Source organism: Oceanobacillus sp. FSL K6-3682 (assembly GCF_037976165.1).
Lineage (GTDB): Bacteria > Bacillota > Bacilli > Bacillales > Amphibacillaceae > Oceanobacillus > Oceanobacillus sojae.
Window position 1 is genome coordinate 2,795,505 of the sequence record NZ_CP150263.1, and the last position, 26,970, is coordinate 2,822,474.

The following is a 26,970-nucleotide window of genomic DNA, read 5'->3' on the forward strand; positions in this document are numbered from 1 at the left end:
CTTAAATCCTTCAATGACACATATTAGATTATTTATTGACTTTTACCATAGCCGGACGGATAACCCGGTCCTTTAAGAGATAGCCTTTTTGCAGCTCTTCAACCACTTTATTTGCTTCAATTGAATCATCTTCAATTTGCATTACTGCATGATGCAGATTCGGGTCAAAGTCAGCACCCTCTGTTTCAATAATGGAAACATCCTGGGAAGCAAATACATCTTGTAATTGACGGTATACCATATCAATTCCTTCAAGTATGCTTTTGTTTTCTTCCGATACCTCTACCTGCAGGGCACGTTCAAAATTATCCATAACCGGAAGCAGTTCCTGCACCATGTCCTGTGCTTTATATTTACGATCTGCTTCACGTTCTTTTAATGTGCGTCTTTTATAATTATCAAATTCAGCCTGCAAGCGGAGCATACGATTCGTAAGCTCTTCTTTTTCATTTTTCAATTCTTCAATTTGAACTTCTAATTCATTATTTTCATCGACAGATTCAGATTCAGCATTCACTTCTTCTGTTGTCTCATCAACAATTTCTTGTTCTTCTTGTTTTACTTCTTCTTTTTTTTCATTCTCTGACATCTACTCGGGCACCTCTTTTCTAAATTACAATTAAAAACTATACCATAGAAGATATAGACAGGAAACCAAAACCCTTGATTTCTTTATAAGGATGTTCACTTACATCATGATTTGTCACTATACCATTTTCCCATTGCACCAGTCATTTCCTTGGAGATGCTTTCCATTAAGGATAATACTTTTTTATACTCCATTCTCGTGGGTCCGATTAATGCAATTGTACCCATCTGGCCGCCGCCAATATGGTAAGAAGCAGTGATCAAACTCAAGTCTTTAATCTCTTCAACTTCATTTTCATGACCAATAGAAACTTTAATACCTTGATTAGAGTTCTTCAAGAGATTTACAATTTCATCCTCGCGTTCCATCAAGGAGTAAAATGAGCGAATTCGATCAACATCATTGAATTCCGGCTGCATCAAGATATTGGCTTTACCGCCAAAATAAAGCTTTACAGCCTGCTCTTGTGTGAAGAGTGTGCGAATCCAATTGAGTGAAGAATCTACGCCATTCATATATTTCATCATTAAGGAAGCTACTTCATTTTGAATCACCTCAGGAATCCTGTAAAGTGGAATCCCCTGAAGACGGTTATTTAAAATGTTTACCAGCTTTTCGAGATCAGATGATGAAACTCCTTTTGGCAAAGTAAAGGATCGATGCTCTACATGACCTGTGTTTGTTACTAAAATCGCTACTGCTGATTGATCGGACAGTGCTAGAACCTGAATCTGCTTTACTGTTGTTTCAAACATTTCCGGTCCAAGAATGATTGACGTATAATTTGTTAACTTAGAGAGAGCCTCTGCTGCCGTCTGCACAATCTGTTCAAATTCATATATTCCGTTATTTGTTAATCTTTCAATGATGCCCAGTCCATGCTGATATATTTCAGGACCAATTAAATGATCGACATAATAACGATATCCTTTTTCTGAAGGCACACGCCCAGAAGAGGTATGCGTCTTTTCTAAAAAGCCCAGCTCTTCTAAATCCGCCATTTCATTTCGAATCGTTGCGGCGCTGTACGGTAAAGTATCTTTTTTAGATAGCGCCCTGGATCCAACCGGTTTAGCAGATTCTATAAAATCATCAATAATCACCTGCAATATCATAAGTTGCCTTTCTGTTAACATGATGATCACCTCTGTTAGCACTCTCATGTTTTGAGTGCTAAATCTATAATAAAATTATCAAATTCATTTTCTTTTGTCAAACAGTTTGACTTTCTGCTGCTATAATTTTTTGATCAAAGTCTTCCAGTAATAAAAACTGCCCGAAAACTCTGTCGCCAAGAAGCATTCCTCTGTTCGTCAATGCATAGTTTCCATCGTTATATGTTAATAATTTGTCATGAATTAATTGATTTAATTCATTCCCATATATTTTCTCCAAAGATACACCATATCTTTGCCGAAATACTTTCTTATCAATTCCTTCCGCTTTTCGCAGCTGTAAAAACAGCTCTTCTTCAATTCTGTCCTGCAGCGTTATTTCTTCCAGTTGTTCAACTGCTGAACCGGAACGGTGGATTTCTTTCATATAAGTTCCCAAAGGTTTGTAATTTGCTGTACGTTTTCCCGGTAAATATCCGTGAGCTCCGGCTCCAAACCCAAAATAATAGTCATTATTCCAGTACGTTAAATTATGTCTGCTCTCGTATCCCGGCTTGGCAAAATTACTTATTTCATACTGAAGCACACCCTGTTTTTTCATGTTTTCCTGAAGCAGCTGATACATCTCTACCTCGTCATCCTCTGGAGGCTGATGCAGGGCTCCCTTTCTCTTCTTGTGATAAAACACGGTTTTCGGCTCAATTTGCAGTGCATATGTTGAGTAATGAGGAAGTCCAAACTGCAAGGCTTCTTTTAATGTTTTTTCAAAGTGGGATACTGACTGATCAGGGAGAGCATAAATTAAATCCAGACTAATGTTTGTAAACTTTGCCTGTGTCAAAATATCAACTGTTGTATAAACATCCGCCACACGATGTATGCGGCCAATTTTTTCAAGCATATCATCATCCATTACTTGAACACCAAAAGAAATCCGGTTTACTCCATAATCATGAAGCAATGCTGCTTTTTCTGCATCAATATCACCCGGGTTAATTTCAATCGTAAATTCCTCACATGACGTGAGGTCAAACTTTTCATTTAAAAAGTGAAAAAGCTTCTGCAGCTGACTCATGGACAACGCTGTAGGAGTTCCGCCACCCATATAAATCGTCCGGAAGACATTTCTTTTTCCGGGAATAGCTGTATCAATTTCTTTTATTAATGCATCTATGAAGGCATCTGCCTTTGTCTCCATATAATAATATTTTACAAAATTACAGTAATGGCAAATTTGCTTACAAAAAGGAATATGAATATATACTGACTGAACTTGCATTGTTTGACTTCCTTTCTTACTAAAATAAATCGTCAATCAACAGGAGTTTCTTCATTTCATACGGGAATATACCTGTAATTATTCGTTCATTTTCAAATACCGAAGACAAAGCCTTTGATTGAATAAAAGACAATGTACTGTATTTTATCACATTTAAATATGTTTAACTATCATTCTTACGGGCTGTAATGTAAATCGAAAAAATAATGAAGGCCAGTGAAGGATGATAGCTGACATAAAGAGGTCTGTTGTCACAGATCAGTCTGTTTAAAATTCTTGCCGATTGTAGTTCCGTTTTGTGTAAAAACAAACTATAATTTTCTATATGGGCAGGTAGCTGAATGAAGAAATTATACGCAAGTCTTGTTTCATCTTTTATATTCATTTTTTTGGTTAACAAACTTAGTCCTGAAAAAACAAGGAGACAACTAAACAGAAGAGTAAATGGAAATTGAAAATAACAATAAGTTTTTAAAAGAAAAATAAGCATAGGAGAACCTATAAATAATTCAAAAACCCGTCAAAAGCATATATCTCTGCCATGACGGGTTTTACTTATAAAAATATTTGTAACAGTCTGCAATTCCTGCCAGCCTAAATAGAGCAAAAGCAGTCTGCTACACGAGTTAAATTAAATGTTTGTTTCGATATAAACCTTGCGTTAAATTAGTATTTAATCCTCATCCATCTTCAGAACAGCCATAAACGCTTCTTGTGGAACTTCTACAGAACCTACCATCTTCATACGCTTCTTACCTTCTTTTTGTTTTTCAAGAAGCTTTCTTTTCCGGGTAATATCTCCGCCATAAAGCTTCGCAGTTACATCTTTACGTACTGCCTTGATATTGGATCTGGCTACAATTTTATTACCGATTGCTGCCTGAACCGGTACTTCAAATTGCTGTCTTGGAATTAATTTCTTCAGCTTTTCAACAATCTGCTTACCGCGCTCATAAGCGAAATCACGGTGAACAACAAACGATAGCGCATCAATGGAATCACTGTTGAGCAGGATATCCATTTTCACAAGCCGGGAAGGCTGATAGCCGATTAATTCATAGTCAAACGATGCATACCCTTTTGTCTGTGATTTTAACTGGTCAAAGAAATCATAAACAATTTCCGAAAGCGGAATATGATAGACCACATTGACGCGAATGTCATCTAAATATTGCATATCTACAAAATTCCCGCGTTTCTTCTGAGCAATTTCCATCACAGCCCCAACATAATCATTCGGAACCATAATGGTAGCTTCTACATAAGGCTCACGTACTTCTTGAATGACTTGCGGATCTGGCATTTCTGATGGATTATCCACAGAAACCACGTCGCCATTTGTCAACTCCACTTCAAAAATAACACTTGGAGCTGTTGTAATTAAACTGATACCAAATTCTCTTTCAATACGCTCTTGAATAATTTCCATATGGAGCAATCCTAAGAAACCACAGCGGAAGCCGAAACCAAGTGCCTGAGAAGTTTCTGCTTCATATTGCAGAGAGGAATCGTTCAGCTCCAAACGTTCTAAAGCTTCTCTTAAATCATTATAGTCATTGGAATCTACCGGATAGAGTCCGCAAAATACCATTGGGTTCAGACGGCGGTAACCTGGAAGTGCTTCATCGGCTGGTCTGTTAGCTAACGTAATGGTATCCCCGACACGTGAATCACCAACATTTTTAATTGACGCGGTTAAATAACCTACATCCCCGACTGTTAATTCTTTTTGAGGAAGCTGTTTCGGCGTAAACACACCTACTTCATTTACCTCAAACTCTTTACCGGTAGCCATCATTCTGATTTTATCTCCGACTTTAACAGAGCCTTCCTTCACACAGACATAAGCAATAACACCACGGTAGGAATCATAAAGCGAGTCAAAGATTAAAGCTTTCAACGGATCATCCGCACTTCCTGGCGGCTCCGGCACAGCCTCAGCTACACGCTCAAGAATCTCTTCAATTCCTATATTTGCTTTTGCAGAAGCTAAGATTGCTTCATCACCATCAATTCCTAAAACATCTTCTAATTCCTTTTTAACTTTTTCCGTGTCTGCACTCGGCAAATCGATTTTATTAATTACTGGAATAATCTCTAGATCATTTTCCATTGCCAAATAAACGTTTGCGAGCGTCTGTGCTTCAATTCCCTGGGCAGCATCCACCACAAGAATAGCACCTTCACAAGCAGCTAAACTTCTGGATACCTCGTATGTAAAATCAACATGCCCCGGTGTATCAATCAGATGAAAAATAAATTCTTCTCCAGCTTTATTTGTATATTTTAATTGTACTGCATTTAATTTAATGGTTATGCCGCGTTCACGCTCCAAATCCATTCCATCCAGCAACTGTTCTTTCATTTCACGTTTCGTTACTGTTTCTGTATTTTCAAGAATCCGATCAGCTAATGTTGACTTTCCGTGGTCAATATGAGCAATGATCGAAAAATTTCTGACGTTTCTTTTTTTATTCGTCATTTCACGCACACTCCTAAGTTTTTCCTGTACAAACTATATTTCTTTCCACAATAAAAAGGCGTCAATTACTAGCATTGATTATAGCAATTGACGCCCCGAGATTCAATGATTAACTAATAAGTAACCATCTTATCGTTAAATTTTTTGTTCAAAATAATTTCCTGAATTAGTTCATTTCTAGAAAAACAGCTCTCCAATCCCATACATAATAGAGACAATTACTTCAAATAGCCCTTTAACAATTCCTTCCATGGTTGCTGCCGTGCGATTTGTCAGGGAATAGTTACCTTCTTCCAGCACATCCGTTTCGGTGATAATTATTTGCTCTTGTTCATTTATCTCTTCTGCTACCTCAACGGCAGACTCGTCTGGAATAGCAGTTTGTTCAGCTGTTTCATTCTTTTGCATGCCGAATACGAGTCCGCTCAGAAAAAAGATGACAAGCAATAACAATATAATAATATTTCGCATCAAATCTCTCCTTATTGATCAGACTGTACTGCTTCAGCGTCCCAATAATACTCGCTGAACACTTCCGCTAATGCATCAGCAGAACGGTATAGCTCCTCCATCGTGTTATCTACTCCGCCAAATTCAATGAGTAATGCATTGTCAGCCATATCCTGATTATAAATTCCGTTGCCGCCCGACCCATCCTTTTGGTAAACTCCTCGGCTCATTCCGGGATAAGCTTCTTCTATTAATGCATGTAATTCAGTTGCTACCTTCAAATTATTTTCATAATCTGGATGCCCGGTGCCGATCACAAATAGAATTTTCGCATAATCTTCTCCTTCAATGGTTTGTGTGGTCTTATCTCTCCGAAGTGCATCTCTATGCAAGTCAAACATATATTGAATCTCTTGATTACCTGCCATAGCCTCCGCGACCACATCACGGGAAACTTCATAAGATTGATGATATCCCATCCCCAGTTCGTTGAGCAGCTCACCGAAATCCGTCTTATCCACCTGTGTTCCAATTCCCTTTTGCTCAAGCCCCTCTGCTAAACGGTCACTGACTTTTGTAATATTAATTTCTCCATGCATTGCAGCATTAGGATTCGTTTCATTAGGCAGATGCGGCAAAAAAGACTCTCTATTGTGTGTATTATAAATAAAAACAACATCCCGGTCCCCAGTAGTCTGTTCATTTTCTATTTCTTCTTTCGTTTCTTCTTCCCCTTCCGCTTCTTCCTCTTCTGTCAATACTGCTTCTCTTTCCCGTAACACTTCTTCTAAAGGCGGATTAGATTCGATTGGAAAGTGTGTAAAATCATTATCACTTGCCATTAATAATTTATTATCAAATATTGCGAACCCCGGAATTTCATTTCCGAAAAGACTTCTAGGATCTGTCGGCTTTACATTAGATGTCAATTCAAAAAATAAACCGGACAGTTTCGGTATTTCAGCTTCTCCTTCTGGAAAGCTCTGCTTATAGGCCCTGTTTTCCATCGTAATTAAATGATAAAAAATTGTACTATCCATTTCTTTTGTCCAATTCGAAAGCATATCTGATGAAAACCGATATGCAGGTTGAACAGCGGTCAAAACACTGATTAGTAAAAAGATACTGACAAAAAATATAATGTAAATACCACTTCGTCGAGAAAAGGTTTGTACAATTTTACTCCAATTATTTTTTTTCATAAAAATACACGATGCCACCTTTCTCTAACAACTCTATAGTTTAATCTATGAGTAAAATAGAGAAAGTAGAACCGTGTAAAAAGAAAAAATAGACTTAATAGTATGTGTCCCAAAAAGAAAAAATAGAGCTTATCTGGAATAGCTTGAAAAATTATCTATTGTTACAGTCTCATGCAAAGCCGCGTTCAATCCATTTGCTATTACCTCGGCCATATCAATCATGAATCCATCCACTTCTTTGGGAGTAACCATTAAATTATGACCGATTGGTGTTAAAACTTCCATAATCAGCTGCCTTTTCTCTTCATCTGAAAGCCCTCCAATTATACCGAACAGCTTTTCACGCTGTTCTTTATCAGGCATATCCGCATCTGTTAACTGCTTCTGTCCGAAACTCATACCAGCGGGGGTTAAGGATTTAGACGGATCATCCTTTTCCTTCCATTCTCTCCCGAAGTGTTTTAATAAGTAATCTATTGTATCACTTGTTATTGTTACTGCATCTACCACTGTCGGCACTCCGATAGCGATAACAGGCATTCCAAGTGTCTGTTTACTTATTTCTTTTCGTTTGTTGCCCACACCTGAACCCGGGTGTATACCTGTATCAGATAACTGGATCGTTTCGTTCACTCTGCTGATCGATCTGGCTGCAAGAGCATCAATAGCGATAACAAGGTCAGGCTGATATTTTTCCACGATTCCAAAAATAATATCACTGGTTTCTATTCCTGTTACTCCCATTACTCCCGGTGTAATAGCGGCCACTTCACTATAGCCTTCTGCCACTGATTCTGGCTGCAGACGAAATAAATGACTGGTAACCAAAACCTTTTCCACTGCCATTGGCCCCAAAGCATCAGGAGTTACATTCCAGTTTCCTAAACCAACAACTAAACAAGAAGCTTTATCTGGCAGATCCTGCTTTTTTATTAAATGTTCCAGCTCTTTCGCTAATATCTTCGCTGCCTGATGCTGTTTCTCAGTATCCTGTTTTTTTACACCGTCAGCATGAATGGTGACATAATTTCCCGGCTTCTTTCCAATTTGCTCGGCACCAGTTTCATCAATAGTGACATAAGAAATTTTTACATCCTTTATCGTGGTTTCTTTAAAGGTAACACCTGCAATTTCTTTGTCTTCTTTACTTTCTTTCTTTTCTGTATACATGTCCCTTGCTTCAACTGCTAAATCAGTTCTCACCTGAAAGTTTTCCTCAATATTTTTCATAACCTCATCCACCTTTTTCAATGCGTACTATTGGCATAAATGAAACATTATAGAACGGAGACGGCAATTACTCGTCCCATCAATAGATTTGCACCGTGATAAATCCAGATACCCTCTTATCAGCCGGAGAAAATCATAAACATTTACACCGTGATAAACTCCTGTATTTTTACATTCTTAGCATGTACGCCTTTAATTATTTCATACCAATTTGTTGATTAAGTAACAATTCTATTGAAAAGATGGGGTAGCTTTGGTAAAATACATCTTGTCGTACGGATAAAATTGATAACTGATTAAAGCATACTTAAACATGTTTTTTTTAAATCGTACACTTTTTAGGAGGTGAATAAACATGGCAAATATTAAATCTGCAATTAAACGCGTAGAAGTTAACCAAAAGAAACGTGCTAATAACGGCTCACAGCTTTCTGCTATGCGTACAGAGATTAAACGTGTAGAACAACTTGTTGAAGCAAACGATACTGATAATGCAAAAGCAGCATACCAATCTGCTAGCAAGCATATCGATAAAGCAGCTCAAAAAGGTATTATCCACAAAAATGCTGCTAATCGTCAAAAAGCTCGTTTAGCTAAAAAAGTTAACGCATAATTATAAATAAAAGGTGAAGTAATCCCGGTTATAACCGCAGATACTTCACCTTTTATTTTTTTACTGTTTTATAGAACATTTATACAATAATTATTTAATGCATTTAGCTCTGCCTACACCAAATCCATTAACAGAAGCTCAAACGCCAGTCCTTTTTCCATAAGCCCTTGTTTCATTTTTGCATCAGCATCTGCCAGCTGACAAATAATATAAGACAGACGTTCTTCTGATAACTTCGCCTCTCTTGCCATCGCTACCTTAATAACATACGGATGTGCACCAATATTTTTTTGAATTTGAAACTGGGAATACCCTTTCTTTTTTAATTGCTTTACTCTTAAAATCATCCGAAATTGATAGGCAAGTAAACCAATCATAGCAATGGGGTCTTCATTCATTTTCTCTAAATCCTGGTAGATTTGAATTGCTTCCTGAATGCTTCCTTTCATTACAGCATCCACAAGTGCAATTGATGTAGTGGTTGGTGTATGGGATACTAACTGCTGTGCAATTTCTTTGGTAACAGTCCCGCTCTCCCCCACAAAAAGAGCAAGCTTCTCAATTTCACTTTGCAGTAGCTGAATATTATTAGAGACCTCCGCCTCTAATATTTCCATTGCCTCCTGATCAATGTGTATTCCATATGATTTCACCAGGCTCTGAATCCATGTTCTCGCATCTTTTTCCTTCACAGATTGACAATCGACAGAATAAGCCAGTTTTTTTAATTGTTTTGTTACTTTTTTTCGCTCATCTAATTTTTCATATGGTGCTGTAATAAGCAAAACAGAGTACTCAGGCGGGTTTTCTAAATATTCCTGTAAATACGTTAAATTATGCTCAAAAGGGGCTTTATCTGGCTTTGTTTTAATAAAAGAAGCATTACTGGCAAATATTAATTTGCGCTCACCGAAAAACGGGAAGGTTTCTGCATCTGCTAAAACCTCTTGTATAGACGTCTCCTCTAAATCATACAGGGATAAATTGGTTTTATCTCCATCTAATACTGTTTTTATCAGTCGATTTTTTAATTGTTCCTGAAAGAACGATTCCGTTCCAAAAGCAAAGTAAACCGGCTGAATCTGGTTACTTTTTATTTTCGTAATTTGATCCATCATGATGTTACGCTTCCCATCTAAAAAAATTTCATATCATGCGATATTTCTATAATCGATAAGTTCATCTCTTTTTATCGTATAAGGAAGCAGACATAAACGCAACAAAAAAATAAAGGAAGAAACGCAAGTATTTTGCATTCTCCCTTATGAAGCATCTATATTAAACGTCTTAAAATAAGCTCTAGAAACAAATTTTAAGAACGATATTTGCTTATAATGCGTCTTCAAAAAGCTGGAAAATAAAAAGCGAGAAGATCAAGGTACTGTCATTTGGCTGCTTTATGAACCTCCCTTTATATAATTTGTGCTTCCATGCAAAAAGTATAGATGACAACTGTTGCTAAAAATGGCTGATACCATATCAGTCTGGAATCCTTTAATTAATGTGGATTTTTTTATGTGTATGATTTATACTATAGTTGTGAGTATAGGAGGGGTATGTCTTGAACGAATTCGAAAAAGATCCGCAGTATAAAGGAAGCGATGTAGTAGACTCCATTAAAGGATTTACCTTTTCATTTCTCTTTTTCTTTATCATTTTTGCGGTAGGTGTAACCATCAGCGTAATTGGTCAATAATGAAAGAGATAAAAGGTCAAAAAGGAAGGGATTACATCTCTTCTTTTTTTGTTGCATGGGAATTTATAGAATTATTATCTTGTGGATAACTAATTATGGAAAAGCAGCCGGGCCCAGCTCCGAGCGTCGAAAAATGGGAGTCGACACGTGAATGCTCTGCGCTTTTGTTCTTTTGCAAATATTCATTTTTCCAGCCCTAAGTTATACTATCTCTATTTTCTCACTTTATATTATGGGAAGAAGGTGGAAAAGGTTCCTCCTTCATCTGTGTAAAAAAATTGAATCGCACCATGTTCATCTGTACGGTAAACATGTACTTGATTATCTTCTAAAACCTCCAGCACCTCTGCATTCGGATGATTAAATCGATTATTCCTCCCTGCTGAAATAAGAGCTGTATTCGGCTGAACAGCTTCTATAAATGCTGGTCCAGTGGAGGTTTTACTGCCATGATGGGCGACCTTTAAAATGTCAATGTTCATCCCCGGATAATTACGTATTATTTTTTCTTCTATTTCCTTACTGATATCACCTGTAAATAACCATTTCAAGCCAAGATTTGCATATAATACAATTGAATTATCATTTGAATTTCCAGAATCTATATCAGGTGCTAAAACCTGAAAGGACATAGAATCATTAAAGTTCAGAATATCCCCTGCTTTTACCTGCGTTATATTTAAAACAGGCTGTATCTCCTGAAATTCTTTTAATAGCTCCACATCAAAATAGGGACTTACTATTAATTCATTGACTTTAACCTCTTCTAAAATAAAACGGACACTCCCAAAGTGATCTACATCATCATGTGTAACGATAATTGCATCCAGCTCTTTAATCCCGCGTTGATGGAAATAGGCCCGGATAATATTTTTGTACACTCCTCTCGTCGGTTCCATATCCTCAAAATGAAAAGCAGCTCCGGCATCAATCATAATAACAGCTTCTCTCTTTGCCGCCTCCACCAGCATGGCATCTCCCTGCCCCATATCAAACATCGTTACGATACCCTCCTCCTGAAAATAAGGCTTACCCGCAGTCATTAAAATAGGCAATATAAAAAGAATTCCGGCTATCCATGCCCGTTTCTGCTGTTTGTGTTCTAAGTATTTCATAAACAGCAAAAAACAAGTGAAATAAAAAACAACACTCCATATAGATAATTGATTTAGATAAATAGGGGGAAATAATGTAGTATCTAATGCTTCAATAAAAATCAGAACTTTCTCATGAATGAATGCAAAGCTCCGATCTACAATAGCCAAAAGATTACCAGGAAAAAAATGAATGAGTAAAAACGTGTACATAAGTGGAATAACGAAGAAAGTAAAGTATGGAATGACTACTAAATTCATTAAAATTGACAGCGGATGGAAGATATTAAAATAATATATCTGCAGTGGAAGAATTGCCATCTGCGCAACAAAACTTACTTGGAAAATATTCCATACTGGAGATTTTGTTTTGCGGACCCATGCCTGAGACAGGAGAATTGCGAAGGTTACTGAAAACGAAAACTGAAAGCCCACATTATAAATAATATAAGGATCCCAAAGCATAAAAATCATAAAAATGATAGAAAATAAATCCGAATACGGAAGCTTCCACCGATATTTCTGAAGTATGAGCACCACAACCATCATAGAAGCCGCACGAAGCACAGGCGGATTAGCTCCAGCCAATATAGAGTAAACAGGAAGGAAAATTAGTAAGAATAGATGTGTTTTCTCTTTTGTAATTATATTTCCTTTTACAAGAATCAAATATACAAAAGTAATTACTAACGTCACATGTGTCCCAGAGATAGCGATAATGTGCGATAACCCAAACCGTTGAAACAGCTCCGTTACTGATTCCTCTATTCCAGAAGCATCTCCAAAAACAATTGCATTAATCCAGGGAGCACTATAATCACTCCATCTATATTCCATTTTATTCAGCAAATCTGTTCTCAGTTTATATAGTAAAGGGAGTACGCCGCTTTCAGGAGTACAAACAATATGATTAAAATCCTTTAAAACTGCCTGGTGGGTAATTTGTTTTTGCAGGAGGAATTGACGAAAATCAAATTGTGCAGGGTTAGTGCTTGAAGGGGGAATTTCAATACTTTGACGAATTGTACATTGAGATCCGTGAAATAGTGAATGTTTCAGAGGAATATCTCGAAAATCTTCATTTTTATCAGGAAAATAAGTAACCAAAAGATTAGTGGAACTATACGGTGGATTAAGAGTGAATTGTATTTGTTTGGAACTGAGCTTTACCTCACCTTCAATTTTCCCGATAATCTCTGCCTCGACAGAGCTTTCTTCAAAAGCTGCTTGTGGGATTACAGGAATAATATAACTAAAGATGATAAAGCTGAATAAGGTAATTATCCATACATTGATATTAAGTTTTTTCAAAAGCTTCAGCCATAAAAGCCATGCTGCGAAAAGAAGGAGAAGCCATTTTATATCCAGCAATTGATATAAAATGGCGATTACCCCTGCTATAGCAGGGAAATGCCAATAACCTCTCAATGCTTTTTGCCTTCATTAAAAAAAAGTCTGTCTGCATCGGCTTGGATTTCCGCTCTTTCCGATGAGCTCAAGCTTGATGAATCCAACTTTTCCATAAGTTTGTAAACAAAAGCATTCTTTTCCACAAAATTTGTGTCAACCATGGCATCAACTAATGGTACCTTTTGTGTTTTCACACCAGCTTCTTCAAATAACTGGATTGCATATGGATGATTCTTGTAATCTTCTGCATAAAATAAGTTTTTAATTCCACTTTGAATAAGCTGTTTTGTACATTGCAGACATGGAAAATGTGTTACATAGACATCTGCACCGTCCGTAGGTACACCGAATTTCGCACATTGAAGAAGCGCATTAGCTTCTGCATGTACAGTACGTACACAATGGCCGTCAATGACATAGCATCCCTCATCAATACAATGAACATCACCGGAAACACTCCCGTTGTAACCGCCGGCAATAATGCGTTTATCGCGGACAATTGTAGCTCCGACCATTAAGCGGGTACATGTGCTTCTTAGAGCTAACAGTTGACTTTGAGCCATAAAATACTGATCCCAAGCAATTCTCTCCATGATTATTACCTCTTTCTCTCTGTTTTGTATTACAAAAGCTATATGATTCATTTTTTCGCATTCCATACTTGATACTCTTTATGGTACCTGGATATGCTCTATAAGTGTCTCCAGGGTTTTTTCCCCAATACCTGAGATATCTAATAAATCCTCTGCTTTTTGAAACTGTCCATGGTTATCCCGATGAGCAATAATTGCTTCTGCTTTAGCAGGTCCGATTCCTGGCAACTGAGTCAATTCTTCCCTTGTCGCAGAATTTATTTTTACTTTATTATTATTTGTCTGTTCCCCGGCAAGACTATTAGCAGGATCCCCTTCTTGACCTACGGCAGGAATCAGGACAACCATTTCATCCTGCACAATTTGGGCTAAATTCACTTGAAAAATATCTGCATCTTCCGTAAAGCCCTCAGCACGTTCAATAATATCCTGGACACGATCGCCCTCATCAATCTCATATACTCCCGGCCGTACCACTTCTCCTTTTATATCAACCACTGCAACTCGTTCCTTCTCTTCTATGGTTTCTACTGCAAGAGGGGATTCAGCGGAGTCGGCAGGTTCAGAAGAAATTAATGAGGCGGATAGCGGACTGGAGGCTTCTTTCTTATTCATAAACACAAAAAGTACCAAAATAACAACAATAACGATAAAAAGTGGAATATTTTTCTTTAACCAATTCAAGGTATTACCTCCTTCTTTGTCAAAATACTGCTAAATGAATACTTCGACAAAGAAAGTTAATCTCCTTTTCCATGGCAATTACGTTAAAATTCGCTTTTATCGTTTATTTTTCAGCTAAAAAGAAAATTCTCTCTGATCGTTCATTCCAACTATTTGGTTCCAATGAAAAATCAGCGTAAATTTTAATTTTTTCAAAGCCGATTTTTTTTAAAATATTTTTATATACTTCTAATGGAAATGTCCGCTGATGATGTTTTTCTTGAAATCGGATAAAGCGGTCTCCTTCCTCCTGATGGAAAAAGGTTAGCTGATGATACATTTCTCCAACTTCGTCGCCCGGGACACATTCCCAGATATAAGCTGCTTCATCAGCTACATCTGAAAATGTTTGGCCAATATAGACATCCTCCACCGTATAAAGAGAATGAACATCAAAGAAAAACAGTCCATCTGCCTCTAATAACTGATATATATTTTTGAATGCTGTCTCTACATTTTGAAGATCTGTCACATAATTTATTACATCACAACAGCTGATTGCCATATCATATTGCTGTTTGCATCCATCTAATTCTGTAATATCTGCTTCTAACCAGTTGATGCTGCTGACAGATTCTAAATCCTTCTGTGCTTTCTGCAGCATTTCCGAAGACTGATCTACTCCGGTCATCGTATATCCTTCTGCAGCAAGCTTCCTTGTAATAACACCAGTTCCACATCCCAAATCGATAATCGATTGAATCGGCCTGCCTGCCTGAGCTATCATTTGCTGAATTAAGACCACCCAATCATCATATGGGACATTATCCATCAGTTGATCATAAACCTCAGCCATCTTGTGATATACCATTCTCATTAACCTTCTTGGGTAATATTCAGCGCAACACGATCAGCATCGCCCCATAATTTTTCCAAATTATAATAGTGTCTTTCATCCTTATGGAAGACATGACAGACAATATCGCCAATGTCCACTAAAATCCAGCGGGCTTCTTCAAAGCCTTCCATCCTTTTAATATTTTTTCCATTTTCTTCAGCAGTTTCTTTTATTGCACGTGCAATTGCTTGTACTTGCCTTTCGTTGCTCCCATGGCAAATTACAAAATAGTCAGCAACTAAGGATACTTCATGCATATCTAAGGCAACAATATTTTCTGCTCTTTTATCGTCACAGGCCTCTGCAACTACTTGAATTAATTCTTTGCTATTCATTTATTATTCCTCCAAAAACTTGTTGATTTAAATCATTATAAGCATGAAAGCTATCAGGATATACAGTACGATTCTTTTCCATTAAAAAGTGAACAGTATTCCTGGCAGCCTGATAGCATGCTTTTGTTAAATCTGTTTTAGCTGCAGCTCTCACTTCATCTAATCCGGGAAAGCTTCTTCCCGGCTCTATATAATCAGCAAGAAAGATTATTTTATCCAGCATTGTCATATTTGCTCTTCCTGTGGTATGAAAGAAAATCGCATCTTTTATTTCTTGATCCGTAACAGTATATCTTTCTTCTATCTGAACGGATGCAACTGGTCCGTGCCATAACTCATGATGAAAAGAAAGCAGCAAATTTGGCAGCTTGCTATTTGTTTCAATAATTTTTTTCATTTCTTCTAAAGAATCATACTTACAATAATCGTGAAACAAGGCAGCAATTTTTGCTTTTTCTACTGGCCCGTGAAAGGTCTCTGCCAGATTGATTGCTGTATCTGTTACTCTTAATGTATGTTCATATCTTGCTTCAGTCAGCCTTTCTTTCAGATCTGTTTTAAGGTTCTCTATATCCATAAATCTGATTCTCCTTAATATAATTCATTACATCATCAGGAAGCAAATAACGGATAAGCTCGCCGTCTCCCAGCCGATTTCTTATGAAAGTAGAGGAGATGTCTAAAGGATGTATCTCCAGACAATCCACCGGATAAGGTGTTTCCAATGTATAACCGGGTCTGGATACCCCTACAAAGCGAATCATCTTCACTAATTCATCTACCCGGTGCCATTTAGGCAAATATTCTACCATATCTCCACCAATAATAAAGTAAAGGTCATCGTCAGGATAACTTGCAGTTAATTCCTTTACTGTATCAAATGTATACGATTTCCCTTCTCTTTCAAGCTCTAAAGCATTCACATGAAAATGGGGGTTATCTCGTACTGCCAATCGGAGCATTCCTAAACGGTGGGCTGCATCAAGTATCGAGGTGTCTTTATGAGGCGGCGTCCGTGTAGGAATGAACCAAATTTCATCTAATTGATTTCTTATCCTTACTTCTTCGGCAATCCATAAATGCCCTATATGCGGCGGGTTAAATGTTCCGCCTAAAATTCCAATCTTCTTCAAAGACTCACCTTCTGCAATTATTGATTCGTGTTCAAAAAAGTGCCAATGAAAATCCTTGTGATGATTCTTACCTCGGAACCGCTGGCCTTTTTTGAACATCCTCTTTATGGAAGTTTAATTTCTTTGTGATCTGTTGATTCCTTATATAAAATAATCGTGCTGCCGATAACTTGTACCACTTCTGATTCAGTCCCGTTAGAGATTTGCTCAGCAACCACATTTTTATCCTCTGAACAATTCTGAAGGATACTGACCTTTATCAATTCTCTTTTTTCTAAAGCTTCACCAATTTGAGTTATCATATTTTCATTTACACCATCCTTACCAACCTGAAAAATTGGCTTAATATGGTGTGATTCACTGCGCAAAAATTGCTTTTGCTTATTTGTTAGCATCTTATTTCTCTCCTTTTATTTTTGCTATCATTTCTTCGTCCATCCCGTGTACATCTACCTTTTTATTTGTCCAAATTTCAAAGGCCTTCTGTGCTTGATAAAGCAGCATCGTATGACCATAATGAATGCGACCGCCTTTTTCTCCTGCCTGTTTTAAAAACTGTGTGACAAGCGGCTGGTAAACAATATCGCTGACAATGGTTCCTTCTTGTATATTGGACAGATCTATGATTTGTTTTGCCTCATTCATCCCTACAGAGCTGGTTTGAATAATAACATTATAAGCTGCAATATTTTTTTCAGCTTCTTCCAATGTAATCACAGATGCACTGGTTCCATTTGTAATATCTTCACATTTTGATCTGGTCCGGTTTGCAAGCGTCAGATTTTTATACCCTGCCTGTACCAATCCATGGAATATACCTCGTGCAGCACCGCCTGCACCGAGTATTATAATAGGGACATCAATATCTTTATCCATATCAGGAAACTTATCGCGCAATGCCTGTACATAGCCGATGCCGTCTGTATTATATCCAACCCATTTATTTCCCTCTAACGATACTGTATTTACTGCTCCCACGCGTTCCGCAGTAATATCAATTTTATCGAGATAAGGAATAATTGTTTCCTTGTAAGGAACCGTAATATTAAATCCATTAATTTCTGCTTCTCTCAGCTTCTTCATTTCCTCACCAAAGATTTCTTTACTTGGTATTTCATGCAATGTATAAGAACCTTCTACACCGCTTCGTTCTAAAAAAGAGCTCTGGATCCAGGGTGATAGAGAATGCTTGATAGGATAACCAATTAATTTTAATTTCAAACTCAACGAAGCGCCTCCTCTCTCTACTGCTGTACTTCTTTTCATCTAAGCATCTTGCCTGCTTACTGACCTGATAAAAAGGATTTTCTCGTTGTTACGGAGACTCCTTTAGGGCTATGCGCAACAACAGTAGCCCCTTCGCCTTGAATGCTAATCCAGCCAAGGCCCGGGAAGACAATATCTGTTTTTCCCTTTCCCACTTTAAAGCTGTGTGCTGTCATTGGAGGAAATTTATCCAGCTGCTCACTGTACGGAGGAGATAACAGTTCCCCAACATGCTTTTCATATAATTCATCCGCATTCTCCAACTTTGTCCGGTGAATCGTTAAATCATTAGAGAAATAACAAATAAATGATTGCTTTCCTCCTTTGATAAAGTCCAATCTGACCAAGCCGCCAACATATAACGTCTGCTGCTCATTTAGTTGATAAACTCTTGCTTTAATTTCTTTTTTCGGAGTAATCATTTTTAATTCCTTTTCAGAAACATAATGAGCCATCTGCTGTTTGTTAACAATTCCTGGTGTATCTACTAAAAATGTCTCTGCATCCAGCGGTATTTCAATAAAGCCAAGTGTTGTTCCAGGGAAATAAGAAGTTGTTATTGCGTTCTCTTCTCCTGTTGATTCTTTAATTAAACGATTGATAAAAGTTGATTTACCAACATTCGTGACACCAACAATGAATACATCTTTGCCTGCCCTGTATCTTTCTATTTTCTGCTTAAGCTCATCCATTCCATTCCCTTTTACAGAAGAAATTAAAACTACATCCTGAATTTTAATTCCAAGCTGACTTGCTTCATGACGCAGCCATTGCTTTAATTTATTTTCATTTGTCGATTTCGGCAATAAATCAAGTTTATTTCCAGCTAAAATGATTGGATTATCACCCGTAATTCTTGGTAAATTACTTAATAGTGTACCGTTCACATCAAAAATATCAATAATATGAACAACTAATCCATCCCGGTCCCGAATTGAACTGACCATTTTCAAAAAGTCTGCATCTGTAATTGACACATCCTGGATCTCATTATAATGCTTCAATCGAAAACATCTTTTACATAAAATAACATCTTTCTCTAACGCGCTGACAGGCGCATAGCCCGGCTCATCCGGATACTCTGTCTGAATAACGCTTCCGCATCCTTGACAAATATGTTGCTCCAAACTTATTCCTCCTTATTACTATTACTCTTGGTCTGCATTCTTTTTAAAATTTTCCTTTCAATCATACGGTTAATCTTCGTTATTCTACCATCCGTGTGTACCACAGGAACAACTAATACCGTATAAAATCCGGCTATATTGCCTCCAAGGACATCTGTCAACAATTGGTCCCCGACAACTAAAATTTCTTCTTTTTTCAGACCCATCTGCCTGGCAACTGTTTTAAAAGCCCTGCTCAAAGGCTTTCTGGCACTAAACACAAACGGCGTCCCAAGCGGTTCTGAAAAAACTGTTACACGTTCCTGATTATTATTCGATATAATTGTTACTTTTATATCATTTTCTTCCATTGTTTTAAACCATGAAATGACATCAGGGGTTGCATCCTTTACATCCCACGCAACGAGGGTATTATCCAAATCCGTTATAATACCTTTAATCCCTTTCTTTTTTAACGTTTCTGGTTGCAGGTCAAAAATTTGATCAATTTGTTCATTCGGTAAAAATTTTGAAAACATATACACACCTCAAGATTTCCGATTAGTTAACATTATACTTCTTGCATACTATACTTTTTATGTAAAGAAACTTCACTAAAAAAAATACTGTTTTTGCTTATCTCAAGAAAATTCAAGATAAAGCAATTTTATGCTACATCACATTATACCTAATCCTGCAACAACTGACTAGCGTTTCAAATAATTAATCTTTCTAGAGTGACGTTCACTCAATCGACATCGATATCCAAATTTTTCTTCTATTTCTATGGGGAACTATGCAGACTCCTTATGAAAAATGCTTCTATTCTTTAAAAATCGTTCGACAAATTCCGATTCCTTTCGATTTTGTGGATAACTTTATCAACATAAGAATGTACGAATAACAATCTTGAAAGAGGTTACCCACTTCCTTATACACAACTTATCTACAACTATATGTAGATAAGTTAGAGCTTGTTAACACAAGATATACATGTTAAATTATTAATATCTTAAATATTTGCTTACAAATCGAGGAGGTTGTATTGTGGAAACATTATCGGACGAACTATTACTAGAATCTTATTATACAGCAGTTGCACTAAACCTAAGTCCTGATTTTCTTTCTTTATTTGAAGAAGAAATCCATAAAAGATCTCTAACTCATAAAATCAAAGAATCTGTATAATTTTGTCTTGTTTACAAATCTTCAATTTTAAAATTGAAGTTTTTTTTTTGCCTTTTTCCCCTTGTTCCTTCCTATTTAAAATAAAGATTTCAACCTTTAGCAACCGCATTCTTTTTGTATGCATCCTTCTTCTTAATAAGTTATAATCAAATATAGTACTCTATTTTTGTGTGTGCAAAATATCGTAAAGAGATGGAGAATGCTAAAAAAGCATAGTATTCCTTTGAATTATCATACCGATTACTTTTAAGTAAGAGGCTATACAAAAGCCCGATAAAATGACATGACAGGAAAAGAAGTTTCTACTTAAAACCGTCTACATCGCGCGGGTAACACAGAAGCCATTACATATGTTTTCGATAAAGTGAATAATCGTAACGCCACGATGCAGCTGCATCAGCTGACATTGTCCTCTTTACTGGTTTTTGAACATGCACTACAGTGTAATTCATCCTTATTCTTATATTAAAAGATAAAATGAAACTTCATTCGTTAGGGGTTTTCTTTTCATCTCCCATGGTTTCCAAGGACCAAAGGCTAATTCTACAGCATGGTGAGACTACTGGGACTGGAGCTAAGATTACTTGCACCATCAAAAAGCGTTGTCTCAGGCGCCTTTGTGACCTATATCTTGAAGGCCTGATTCAACCGGACCGTTACTGGCTGCCTGATTCCTACATGGAATTTTTGATTCTCTATCTGTTGTTGAAGTGGGAGTCGTACAGCCAGTTACACTGTGATAAATTTTATTTTTTGCACAAGAAATGAAAAAAGTACTTTTAACTGAAGGAATATTGAAAGTATTCTTTCAGTTAAAAAGGAATTTTTCGGCATTATTGTAAAAGGAGGAATTATTGTTGACTTTATTACACTGGGCTGTTTTATCACCTTTTATTGCAGCCATACTTATTCCATTTTTATATAAGTATTTAAAAAGAATACATACTGGCTGGTTTGTTTTAATTCTGCCTCTGGCACTATTTATTTATTTCCTATCATTTATACCTGAAACATCCTCTGGAAACGTGGTCTTAAATAATCTGGATTGGGTACCTTCGCTAGGTATAAATTTCAATGTGTACATTGATGGTTTAAGCTTACTTTTTGCATTATTGATTACTGGTATTGGGACATTGGTAGTCCTTTATTCTATCTACTATCTGTCCAAGCAAAAAGAAAAGCTGAACAATTTCTATGTTTATCTATTAATGTTTATGGGTGCTATGCTGGGTGTTGTTCTTTCCGATAATTTAATTGTTATTTATGTTTTCTGGGAAGTAACAAGTATCGCTTCTTCTTTATTAATCAGCTACTGGTATACAAGAGAAAAATCTATTTATGGTGCTCAAAAGTCGATGTATATTACCGTTTTCGGCGGATTATCCATGCTTGCCGGTTTTTCTCTGCTTTACGTTATTGCAGGCACATTCAGCATTAGAGAGCTAATTGCAAATGCTGACCTTATCATGGCAAGCAGTTTATTTATTCCGGCAATGATTCTTGTCTTATTAGGAGCGTTCACCAAGTCTGCTCAATTTCCGTTCCATATCTGGCTCCCAGATGCAATGGAAGCACCGACACCCGTCAGTGCCTATCTTCACTCTGCAACCATGGTTAAAGCAGGAATTTACCTTGTCGCTAGATTAACGGGGGTTTTTGGCGGCGCACCAGAGTGGTTTTGGATTATTACCATTGCTGGATTAATCACATTGATTTGGGGCTCTATTTCAGCAGTACGCCAGAAAGATTTAAAAGGAATACTGGCCTATTCAACTGTAAGCCAGCTTGGTTTAATCATGAGTCTGCTCGGGGCTGGTTCTGCTGCGTTCTATTTTCAAGATGGAGACAATCCTTTATATATGACGGCCATCTTAGCAGCAGTATTTCATTTAATTAACCATGCAACCTTTAAAGGAAGCTTGTTTATGGCGGCAGGAATTATCGATCATGAGACAGGAACGAGAGATATCCGCAAACTGGGCGGATTAATGACTATTATGCCTGTAACAGCAACTATTTCTCTGATTGGTTTGGCTTCTATGGCAGGTCTTCCTCCATTTAATGGATTCTTAAGTAAAGAACTATTTTTAACAGGTATGTTGAGCGTTACGGAATATGGTATTTTCAACTTAGAAGCAATCGGATTTATCATTCCTATCATTGCTTTCATTGCCAGTGTATTTACTTTCTTATATTGCATTCTCATGTTTTATAAGACGTTTATGGGTAAATTCGACATAAGTAAATTGAAAGTAAAGCATGTTCATGAAGCACCAATTGGTATGCTGATTAGTCCTATTATATTAGCTGTTCTTGTTGTTTTATTCGGGCTCTTCCCTAATCTGTTAGCATACTCTATTATTGAGCCAGCTATGGCAGCTATCGCTCCCGGGATACTTTCTCCCGGAGAATTTTTTGATGTACACATTACGCACTGGCACGGCTTTTCAGCAGAACTCTTTATGACACTTGGCATTATTGTTTTAGGTGTTCTCTTATTTATAACATTTAGAAAATGGGAAAACACTGCATTTTACCGCGGGGAACAGGATCTATTCAACTATGCCTATGATTATGGATATGATGGTTTAATTAAGGGCTCACAGTGGCTTACCCGGATTCAGATGACCGGCAGATTAAGAGATTACTTCATCTATATGTGCACGTTTATTATGTTAATAATGGGTTATACGATGTACCGATATAATCTGCCGTTAATTCAAAATCTTGATTTATCACCAATACCTGTTTACACATGGTTTGTTATTTTAGTATTTCTTGGCTCTATTTTAACAATTCCATTTCTAAATAATCGGATAGCGATTATTATAACAACTGGCGTCAGCGGTTTTCTTGTAGCTCTTCTATTTGTATTATTCAGAGCTCCTGATTTAGCATTGACGCAACTGCTTATCGAAACAGTATCGGTCGTATTATTTATGCTTGTCTTTTATCATTTGCCAAAGCTGAAAAAGGTGAAGACACCACCAAAAATGAAAACGATCAAGTTAATTATTTCTATCGGTTTTGGACTAATGATTACACTAGGATCCTTATCAGCGTTTTCAATGGGACAAGAGGCAAATTATGAATCTATTTCTGAGTATTATACAGAGAATTCAAAGGAAAAAGCTGGCGGATATAATATCGTAAACGTTATTTTAGTCGATTTTCGTGGTCTGGATACTATGCTTGAGGTACTGGTTGTATCTTTAGCTGTATTGACTGTTGTCAGCTTGATTCGATTACGTTTTAAAGGCGGTGAGGATGTATGATGAAAAAGCCTAATAATATGATGCTGCAGACATTAGCAAGGTTGATTATACTCGTCGTCCTCTCCTTCTCTATTTATTTAATGCTGGCAGGGCATAACAGCCCTGGAGGAGGGTTTATCGGAGGGTTGATGACTGCGAGTGCGATTCTTATTTTATACCTTTCATTTGGCTTAAATCCGATTAAAAAGGTAATCCGTTTTGATTACATCAAAATCATAGGAATTGGATTGCTTTTACCCGGCATAACTGGTTTGGTTTCTATTTTCTTCGGATTTTCTTATCTGAAACAATTTTTTGGATATTTTCACATACCATTAATTGGTGAAGTAGAATTGACCACAGCACTGCCTTTTGACTTGGGAGTATACTTTGTCGTGCTTGCCAGTGCATTAACAATTATTTTAACAATCGCGGAGGATGATAAATAATGGAACTATTAATGTCAATTGTAATAGGGATTATTTTCAGTGTCAGTATTTACCTGTTCATGTCCAAAAATCTGCTCCGCGTTGCAGTAGCCACTTTATTGCTCTCTCATGGAGTGCATCTTTTATTAGTAACGATGTCTGGCTTACAACGTGGTGCATCACCAATCTTAAGCTTTGATGCAGAAGCTTATACAGACCCGCTGCCACACGCACTTGTATTGACAGCAATTGTTATCAGCTTTGCTGTAACTGCATTATTGTTAGTAATGTCTTACCGCACCTATAAAGTGCATAAAACAGATGATTTAGAAGATTTGAGAGGTTCTGCCGATGAATAATATCATAATTTTACCGGTTATTATTCCCTTTATAATCGGTGCTATACTTATACTATTATATAAAAGGCACTCCATGCAGCGTGTCATAAGCGGAATAACTATGTTTGTATTATTGGCACTTTCCGTATTTTTAGCAATCTATGTCTACCAGCATGGAACAATCGTTTTGGAGGTCGGTGACTGGAAAGCTCCATTTGGGATTGTTATTGTAGCAGATCTCTTTTCAACACTGATGCTGCTTTTATCTACCCTGGTGGGAACAGTTTGTTTGTTCTTTGCTTTTCAGACTGTATCTCAGGACAGAGAGAAGCAATTTTTCTACCCGCTTTACCTTTTCTTAATGATCGGAGTAAACGGATCTTTTTTAACAGGCGATTTATTTAACCTGTTTGTATTCTTCGAAGTTATGCTGATATCGTCTTATGGGTTAATTGTCCATGGTGGGACGGGCTATCAATTAAGAGAATCATTTAAATATGTTATTATTAACATTTTTGCATCTGCTCTTTTTATCGTGGGGATAGCCTGGGTATACTCCATTACCGGAACCATGAATATGGCACATATGGCACAGCGTGTTTCAGAGCTTGATCAAACAGGAGCACTTAACATTGTAGCGATTATATTCTTTATCGTTTTTGCTTGTAAAGGAGCTTTATTCCCATTATATTTCTGGTTACCGAGGTCTTATTATGGCCCTCCTGCAGCAATAGCCGCTCTATTTGGTGGTCTTTTGACAAAAGTTGGTATTTATGCGATTATCCGCACATTTACTCTTATTTTTAACCATGATGTTTCCTTTACACATAAGGGGCTTATTGTTACCATTGCTGGTTTTACGATGCTGTTAGGAGTTCTTGGAGCTGTATCGCAATTTGATTTCAAACGGATTCTCTCCTACCATATCATCAGTCAGGTCGGCTACATGGTGATGGGGCTTGGTATTTTCACACCATTAGCTGTTGCCGGCGCCATTTATTATATTGCGCATCACATGATTGTAAAAACAGCACTTTTCTTATTTGCCGGCGCCACACAGAAAATTACAGGAACAACTGACTTAAAGAAAATGGGAGGCTTACTTGGAACACATCCCTGGCTGGCATGGCTATTCTTTATTACTGCCATTTCCTTAGCAGGTATTCCGCCACTAAGCGGATTCTTTAGTAAATTTCCAATTATATTAGCCGGTTTTGAGGAACAGCAATATGTTATTTCTGCTGTTGCTCTCCTGGTTGGACTGCTTACATTATTTTCTATGATGAAAATATTCAGTTATGCCTTTTGGGGCAAACAGAAACATACAGAGGAACAAGCAAAGATTCCAGTAGAAAAATTGTTACTGCCTATCTTACCGCTTGTTGCACTGACAATTATTCTAGGTTTTGCAGCGGAACCGATTTTCACGTATTCGATGGAAGTTGCAGAAGAGATTATGAATCCTACAAATTATATTGAATCTGTGCTTAAGGAGTAGTTGCTATGCCTTTTCAAATATTAATAAACGTATTGCTCGCGATACTCTGGATGTTTTTACAAAATGAGTATACATTCGTAAGTTTTCTTTTCGGCTATTTAATCGGAATTCTAATTTTATTCGTCATACGCCGTTTCCTTAAGTTTGATTTTTATTTAAAAAAAGTCTGGGCTATTATTAAATTAATTTATCTCTTTATGATTGAATTAATTAAAGCTAATATTGATGTTGTGAAGGTAGTACTTAAACCGAAGCAGGATCATCAGCCTGGTATCGTTGCTGTCAGAACAAGCCTCGAATCAGATTTTGAAATTTCTATGCTGGCAGCATTAATCACTTTAACACCTGGAACGATTTCCATGGACTTCTCAGATGACAGTAAAACCATTTATGTGCATTCTATTGATGTTCCGGATAAAGAAGCAATGATTAAAGATATTCAAGATTCTTTTGAAAAAGCGATTATGGAGGTGACGAAATAATGTTTGATACAGTTATGATTATTGCATTAAGTGCACTCTCCATCGCACTTGTTTTATTGTTTATCCGTATTATTATCGGTCCTTCTACACAGGATAGAATTCTGGCATTGGATGCCATTGGTGTTCTGCTTGTCGGTTTTATCGGGATTCTGATGATTTTACAAGATACTTCCGTGTTCTCTGACATTGTTCTCGTACTGACTATTTTAGGATTTGTCGGGACCTTGACCCTGTCAAAATTCCTGGAAAGAGGTGTTGTCATTGACCGGGATGATTGAAGTAATTGTAGCTGTCTTTGTTATCATTGGTGTATTCTTCGCAGTAGTGAGTGCCATTGGTATTGTCAGATTAAAAGATGTATACAGCCGCGCACATGCCTCTGGTAAAAGCGCGACATTGGGTGTTATTTTTATTATGCTTGCTGTATTTATTCACTTTTTATCACAGGGCGAGATGAATGCAAAAATATTATTAGCTATTCTTTTCTTATTCTTAACAGCTCCGGTAGCCAGTTTAATGATAACAAGATCAGCCTACCGCAACGGTGTGAAACTCGATAAGAATACCGTAATCGACGATTTAAAAGAGATGTACGAAACCGATGACAGTAAACAAAATAAATGATTAA

The 26,970-nt window shown here is 37.1% G+C and carries 29 protein-coding genes; 10 read left to right on the plus strand and 19 right to left on the minus strand.

The features are described from left to right. Nucleotides 1-28: 28 nt before the first annotated feature. The 7 genes from grpE to gpr form a co-directional block, all read right to left on the minus strand. On the minus strand, nucleotides 29-589 hold the full coding sequence (gene grpE / locus MHH51_RS14000; protein WP_147209459.1) for a nucleotide exchange factor GrpE: 561 nt from the start codon (nucleotides 587-589) through the stop codon (nucleotides 29-31). A gap of 104 nt (nucleotides 590-693) precedes the next feature. After that, nucleotides 694-1,725, minus strand: coding sequence for a heat-inducible transcriptional repressor HrcA (gene hrcA / locus MHH51_RS14005; RefSeq protein ID WP_339282346.1), 1,032 nt, complete (start codon nucleotides 1,723-1,725; stop codon nucleotides 694-696). Nucleotides 1,726-1,801: 76 nt separating this feature from the next. After that, on the minus strand, nucleotides 1,802-2,983 hold the full coding sequence (hemW, locus tag MHH51_RS14010) for a radical SAM family heme chaperone HemW (RefSeq protein ID WP_339282347.1): 1,182 nt from the start codon (nucleotides 2,981-2,983) through the stop codon (nucleotides 1,802-1,804). A 673-nt stretch (nucleotides 2,984-3,656) separates the two neighbouring features. After that, on the minus strand, nucleotides 3,657-5,465 hold the full coding sequence (gene lepA / locus MHH51_RS14015) for a translation elongation factor 4 (RefSeq protein ID WP_147209462.1): 1,809 nt from the start codon (nucleotides 5,463-5,465) through the stop codon (nucleotides 3,657-3,659). Nucleotides 5,466-5,642: 177 nt separating this feature from the next. Further along, nucleotides 5,643-5,936, minus strand: coding sequence for a hypothetical protein (locus MHH51_RS14020; protein WP_147209463.1), 294 nt, complete (start codon nucleotides 5,934-5,936; stop codon nucleotides 5,643-5,645). A gap of 11 nt (nucleotides 5,937-5,947) precedes the next feature. Then, a complete protein-coding gene (locus tag MHH51_RS14025) occupies nucleotides 5,948-7,117 on the minus strand; it encodes a stage II sporulation protein P (protein WP_147209464.1) in 1,170 nt (389 codons plus the stop codon). Nucleotides 7,118-7,246: 129 nt separating this feature from the next. Next, complete coding sequence (gpr, locus tag MHH51_RS14030; protein WP_147209465.1) at nucleotides 7,247-8,347, minus strand: GPR endopeptidase; 1,101 nt, start codon at nucleotides 8,345-8,347, stop codon at nucleotides 7,247-7,249. A 355-nt stretch (nucleotides 8,348-8,702) separates the two neighbouring features. Between gpr and rpsT the strand changes: the two genes are divergently transcribed. Beyond that, on the plus strand, nucleotides 8,703-8,960 hold the full coding sequence (rpsT, locus tag MHH51_RS14035; RefSeq protein ID WP_147209466.1) for a 30S ribosomal protein S20: 258 nt from the start codon (nucleotides 8,703-8,705) through the stop codon (nucleotides 8,958-8,960). A gap of 113 nt (nucleotides 8,961-9,073) precedes the next feature. On the opposite strand, the gene holA is transcribed toward rpsT, so the two are convergent. Beyond that, nucleotides 9,074-10,078 (minus strand): DNA polymerase III subunit delta, encoded by a 1,005-nt coding sequence (gene holA / locus MHH51_RS14040; protein WP_339282348.1) that lies wholly within the window; start codon nucleotides 10,076-10,078, stop codon nucleotides 9,074-9,076. A gap of 443 nt (nucleotides 10,079-10,521) precedes the next feature. Here holA and MHH51_RS14045 point away from each other — a divergent pair, with 443 nt between their 5' ends. Then, nucleotides 10,522-10,656 carry a YqzM family protein gene (locus tag MHH51_RS14045; RefSeq protein ID WP_040980284.1) on the plus strand — a complete coding sequence of 45 codons (135 nt, stop codon included), beginning with the start codon at nucleotides 10,522-10,524 and terminating at the stop codon, nucleotides 10,654-10,656. Between the two features lie 230 nt (nucleotides 10,657-10,886). Here MHH51_RS14045 and MHH51_RS14050 read toward each other — a convergent pair whose 3' ends face one another. The 11 genes from MHH51_RS14050 to MHH51_RS14100 all read right to left on the minus strand — a co-directional run bounded on the left by MHH51_RS14050 (nucleotide 10,887) and on the right by MHH51_RS14100 (nucleotide 19,693). Then, nucleotides 10,887-13,178, minus strand: a complete 2,292-nt coding sequence (locus tag MHH51_RS14050; RefSeq protein WP_339282349.1) for a DNA internalization-related competence protein ComEC/Rec2 — start codon at nucleotides 13,176-13,178, stop codon at nucleotides 10,887-10,889. Next, the gene (locus tag MHH51_RS14055; protein WP_147209469.1) at nucleotides 13,175-13,753 is read right to left on the minus strand and encodes a ComE operon protein 2; all 579 of its coding nucleotides are present in this window, start codon (nucleotides 13,751-13,753) and stop codon (nucleotides 13,175-13,177) included. Before MHH51_RS14055 ends, MHH51_RS14050 begins: the two co-directional genes overlap by 4 nt. Nucleotides 13,754-13,831: 78 nt before the next feature. Beyond that, a complete protein-coding gene (locus MHH51_RS14060; protein ID WP_246145065.1) occupies nucleotides 13,832-14,437 on the minus strand; it encodes a helix-hairpin-helix domain-containing protein in 606 nt (201 codons plus the stop codon). 103 nt (nucleotides 14,438-14,540) lie between these two features. After that, entirely contained in the window at nucleotides 14,541-15,287 is a 747-nt protein-coding gene (locus MHH51_RS14065) for a class I SAM-dependent methyltransferase (RefSeq protein ID WP_147209470.1), read from the minus strand. A 5-nt stretch (nucleotides 15,288-15,292) separates the two neighbouring features. Continuing rightward, entirely contained in the window at nucleotides 15,293-15,649 is a 357-nt protein-coding gene (gene rsfS / locus MHH51_RS14070) for a ribosome silencing factor (protein ID WP_147209471.1), read from the minus strand. Beyond that, entirely contained in the window at nucleotides 15,642-16,226 is a 585-nt protein-coding gene (gene yqeK / locus MHH51_RS14075) for a bis(5'-nucleosyl)-tetraphosphatase (symmetrical) YqeK (protein WP_147209472.1), read from the minus strand. Before yqeK ends, rsfS begins: the two co-directional genes overlap by 8 nt. Further along, nucleotides 16,207-16,782, minus strand: coding sequence for a nicotinate-nucleotide adenylyltransferase (locus MHH51_RS14080; protein WP_147209473.1), 576 nt, complete (start codon nucleotides 16,780-16,782; stop codon nucleotides 16,207-16,209). Before MHH51_RS14080 ends, yqeK begins: the two co-directional genes overlap by 20 nt. Before the next feature lie 104 nt (nucleotides 16,783-16,886). Further along, nucleotides 16,887-17,177: a ribosome assembly RNA-binding protein YhbY gene (gene yhbY / locus MHH51_RS14085; protein ID WP_147209474.1), complete on the minus strand. Its 291-nt coding sequence runs from the start codon at nucleotides 17,175-17,177 to the stop codon at nucleotides 16,887-16,889. 1 nt (nucleotide 17,178) lies between these two features. Beyond that, complete coding sequence (aroE, locus tag MHH51_RS14090) at nucleotides 17,179-18,009, minus strand: shikimate dehydrogenase (RefSeq protein ID WP_156986103.1); 831 nt, start codon at nucleotides 18,007-18,009, stop codon at nucleotides 17,179-17,181. Nucleotides 18,010-18,065: 56 nt separating this feature from the next. Next, nucleotides 18,066-19,175, minus strand: coding sequence for a ribosome biogenesis GTPase YqeH (gene yqeH / locus MHH51_RS14095; protein WP_339282351.1), 1,110 nt, complete (start codon nucleotides 19,173-19,175; stop codon nucleotides 18,066-18,068). A 2-nt stretch (nucleotides 19,176-19,177) separates the two neighbouring features. Further along, nucleotides 19,178-19,693, minus strand: coding sequence for a YqeG family HAD IIIA-type phosphatase (locus MHH51_RS14100; protein WP_339282352.1), 516 nt, complete (start codon nucleotides 19,691-19,693; stop codon nucleotides 19,178-19,180). A 508-nt stretch (nucleotides 19,694-20,201) separates the two neighbouring features. Here MHH51_RS14100 and MHH51_RS14105 point away from each other — a divergent pair. From MHH51_RS14105 to mnhG, 8 genes are all read left to right on the plus strand, one after another. Continuing rightward, nucleotides 20,202-20,342 (plus strand): sporulation histidine kinase inhibitor Sda, encoded by a 141-nt coding sequence (locus MHH51_RS14105; protein WP_077601248.1) that lies wholly within the window; start codon nucleotides 20,202-20,204, stop codon nucleotides 20,340-20,342. A gap of 857 nt (nucleotides 20,343-21,199) precedes the next feature. Further along, nucleotides 21,200-23,617, plus strand: coding sequence for a Na+/H+ antiporter subunit A (locus MHH51_RS14110; RefSeq protein WP_339282353.1), 2,418 nt, complete (start codon nucleotides 21,200-21,202; stop codon nucleotides 23,615-23,617). Continuing rightward, entirely contained in the window at nucleotides 23,617-24,045 is a 429-nt protein-coding gene (locus tag MHH51_RS14115) for a Na(+)/H(+) antiporter subunit B (protein WP_147209674.1), read from the plus strand. The genes MHH51_RS14110 and MHH51_RS14115 overlap by 1 nt, the downstream gene beginning before the upstream one ends. Beyond that, nucleotides 24,045-24,383 carry a Na(+)/H(+) antiporter subunit C gene (locus tag MHH51_RS14120; RefSeq protein ID WP_147209479.1) on the plus strand — a complete coding sequence of 113 codons (339 nt, stop codon included), beginning with the start codon at nucleotides 24,045-24,047 and terminating at the stop codon, nucleotides 24,381-24,383. Before MHH51_RS14115 ends, MHH51_RS14120 begins: the two co-directional genes overlap by 1 nt. Then, nucleotides 24,376-25,860, plus strand: coding sequence for a Na+/H+ antiporter subunit D (locus MHH51_RS14125; protein ID WP_339282354.1), 1,485 nt, complete (start codon nucleotides 24,376-24,378; stop codon nucleotides 25,858-25,860). Before MHH51_RS14120 ends, MHH51_RS14125 begins: the two co-directional genes overlap by 8 nt. A gap of 5 nt (nucleotides 25,861-25,865) precedes the next feature. Beyond that, nucleotides 25,866-26,342, plus strand: a complete 477-nt coding sequence (locus MHH51_RS14130; RefSeq protein WP_339282355.1) for a Na+/H+ antiporter subunit E — start codon at nucleotides 25,866-25,868, stop codon at nucleotides 26,340-26,342. Next, a complete protein-coding gene (locus tag MHH51_RS14135) occupies nucleotides 26,342-26,620 on the plus strand; it encodes a Na(+)/H(+) antiporter subunit F1 (RefSeq protein WP_152656324.1) in 279 nt (92 codons plus the stop codon). The genes MHH51_RS14130 and MHH51_RS14135 overlap by 1 nt, the downstream gene beginning before the upstream one ends. Then, nucleotides 26,613-26,966 (plus strand): monovalent cation/H(+) antiporter subunit G, encoded by a 354-nt coding sequence (gene mnhG / locus MHH51_RS14140; protein ID WP_147209675.1) that lies wholly within the window; start codon nucleotides 26,613-26,615, stop codon nucleotides 26,964-26,966. Before MHH51_RS14135 ends, mnhG begins: the two co-directional genes overlap by 8 nt. Nucleotides 26,967-26,970 lie beyond the last annotated feature (4 nt).

Coding starts and splice junctions, on each gene's coding strand:
- grpE (WP_147209459.1), bottom strand. CDS start 589: ATGTCAGAGAATGAAAAAAAAGAAGAAGTAAAACAAGAAGAACAAGAA.
- yqeK (WP_147209472.1), bottom strand. CDS start 16,226: ATGGATATAGAGAACCTTAAAACAGATCTGAAAGAAAGGCTGACTGAA.
- rsfS (WP_147209471.1), bottom strand. CDS start 15,649: ATGAATAGCAAAGAATTAATTCAAGTAGTTGCAGAGGCCTGTGACGAT.
- MHH51_RS14020 (WP_147209463.1), bottom strand. CDS start 5,936: ATGCGAAATATTATTATATTGTTATTGCTTGTCATCTTTTTTCTGAGC.
- MHH51_RS14055 (WP_147209469.1), bottom strand. CDS start 13,753: ATGGAGAGAATTGCTTGGGATCAGTATTTTATGGCTCAAAGTCAACTG.
- yhbY (WP_147209474.1), bottom strand. CDS start 17,177: ATGCTAACAAATAAGCAAAAGCAATTTTTGCGCAGTGAATCACACCAT.
- hemW (WP_339282347.1), bottom strand. CDS start 2,983: ATGCAAGTTCAGTCAGTATATATTCATATTCCTTTTTGTAAGCAAATT.
- MHH51_RS14120 (WP_147209479.1), top strand. CDS start 24,045: ATGGAACTATTAATGTCAATTGTAATAGGGATTATTTTCAGTGTCAGT.
- MHH51_RS14025 (WP_147209464.1), bottom strand. CDS start 7,117: ATGAAAAAAAATAATTGGAGTAAAATTGTACAAACCTTTTCTCGACGA.
- MHH51_RS14115 (WP_147209674.1), top strand. CDS start 23,617: ATGAAAAAGCCTAATAATATGATGCTGCAGACATTAGCAAGGTTGATT.
- mnhG (WP_147209675.1), top strand. CDS start 26,613: ATGATTGAAGTAATTGTAGCTGTCTTTGTTATCATTGGTGTATTCTTC.
- gpr (WP_147209465.1), bottom strand. CDS start 8,347: ATGAAAAATATTGAGGAAAACTTTCAGGTGAGAACTGATTTAGCAGTT.
- MHH51_RS14130 (WP_339282355.1), top strand. CDS start 25,866: ATGCCTTTTCAAATATTAATAAACGTATTGCTCGCGATACTCTGGATG.
- MHH51_RS14100 (WP_339282352.1), bottom strand. CDS start 19,693: ATGTTTTCAAAATTTTTACCGAATGAACAAATTGATCAAATTTTTGAC.
- lepA (WP_147209462.1), bottom strand. CDS start 5,465: ATGACGAATAAAAAAAGAAACGTCAGAAATTTTTCGATCATTGCTCAT.
- holA (WP_339282348.1), bottom strand. CDS start 10,078: ATGATGGATCAAATTACGAAAATAAAAAGTAACCAGATTCAGCCGGTT.
- MHH51_RS14135 (WP_152656324.1), top strand. CDS start 26,342: ATGTTTGATACAGTTATGATTATTGCATTAAGTGCACTCTCCATCGCA.
- MHH51_RS14065 (WP_147209470.1), bottom strand. CDS start 15,287: ATGGTATATCACAAGATGGCTGAGGTTTATGATCAACTGATGGATAAT.
- hrcA (WP_339282346.1), bottom strand. CDS start 1,725: ATGTTAACAGAAAGGCAACTTATGATATTGCAGGTGATTATTGATGAT.
- MHH51_RS14125 (WP_339282354.1), top strand. CDS start 24,376: ATGAATAATATCATAATTTTACCGGTTATTATTCCCTTTATAATCGGT.
- rpsT (WP_147209466.1), top strand. CDS start 8,703: ATGGCAAATATTAAATCTGCAATTAAACGCGTAGAAGTTAACCAAAAG.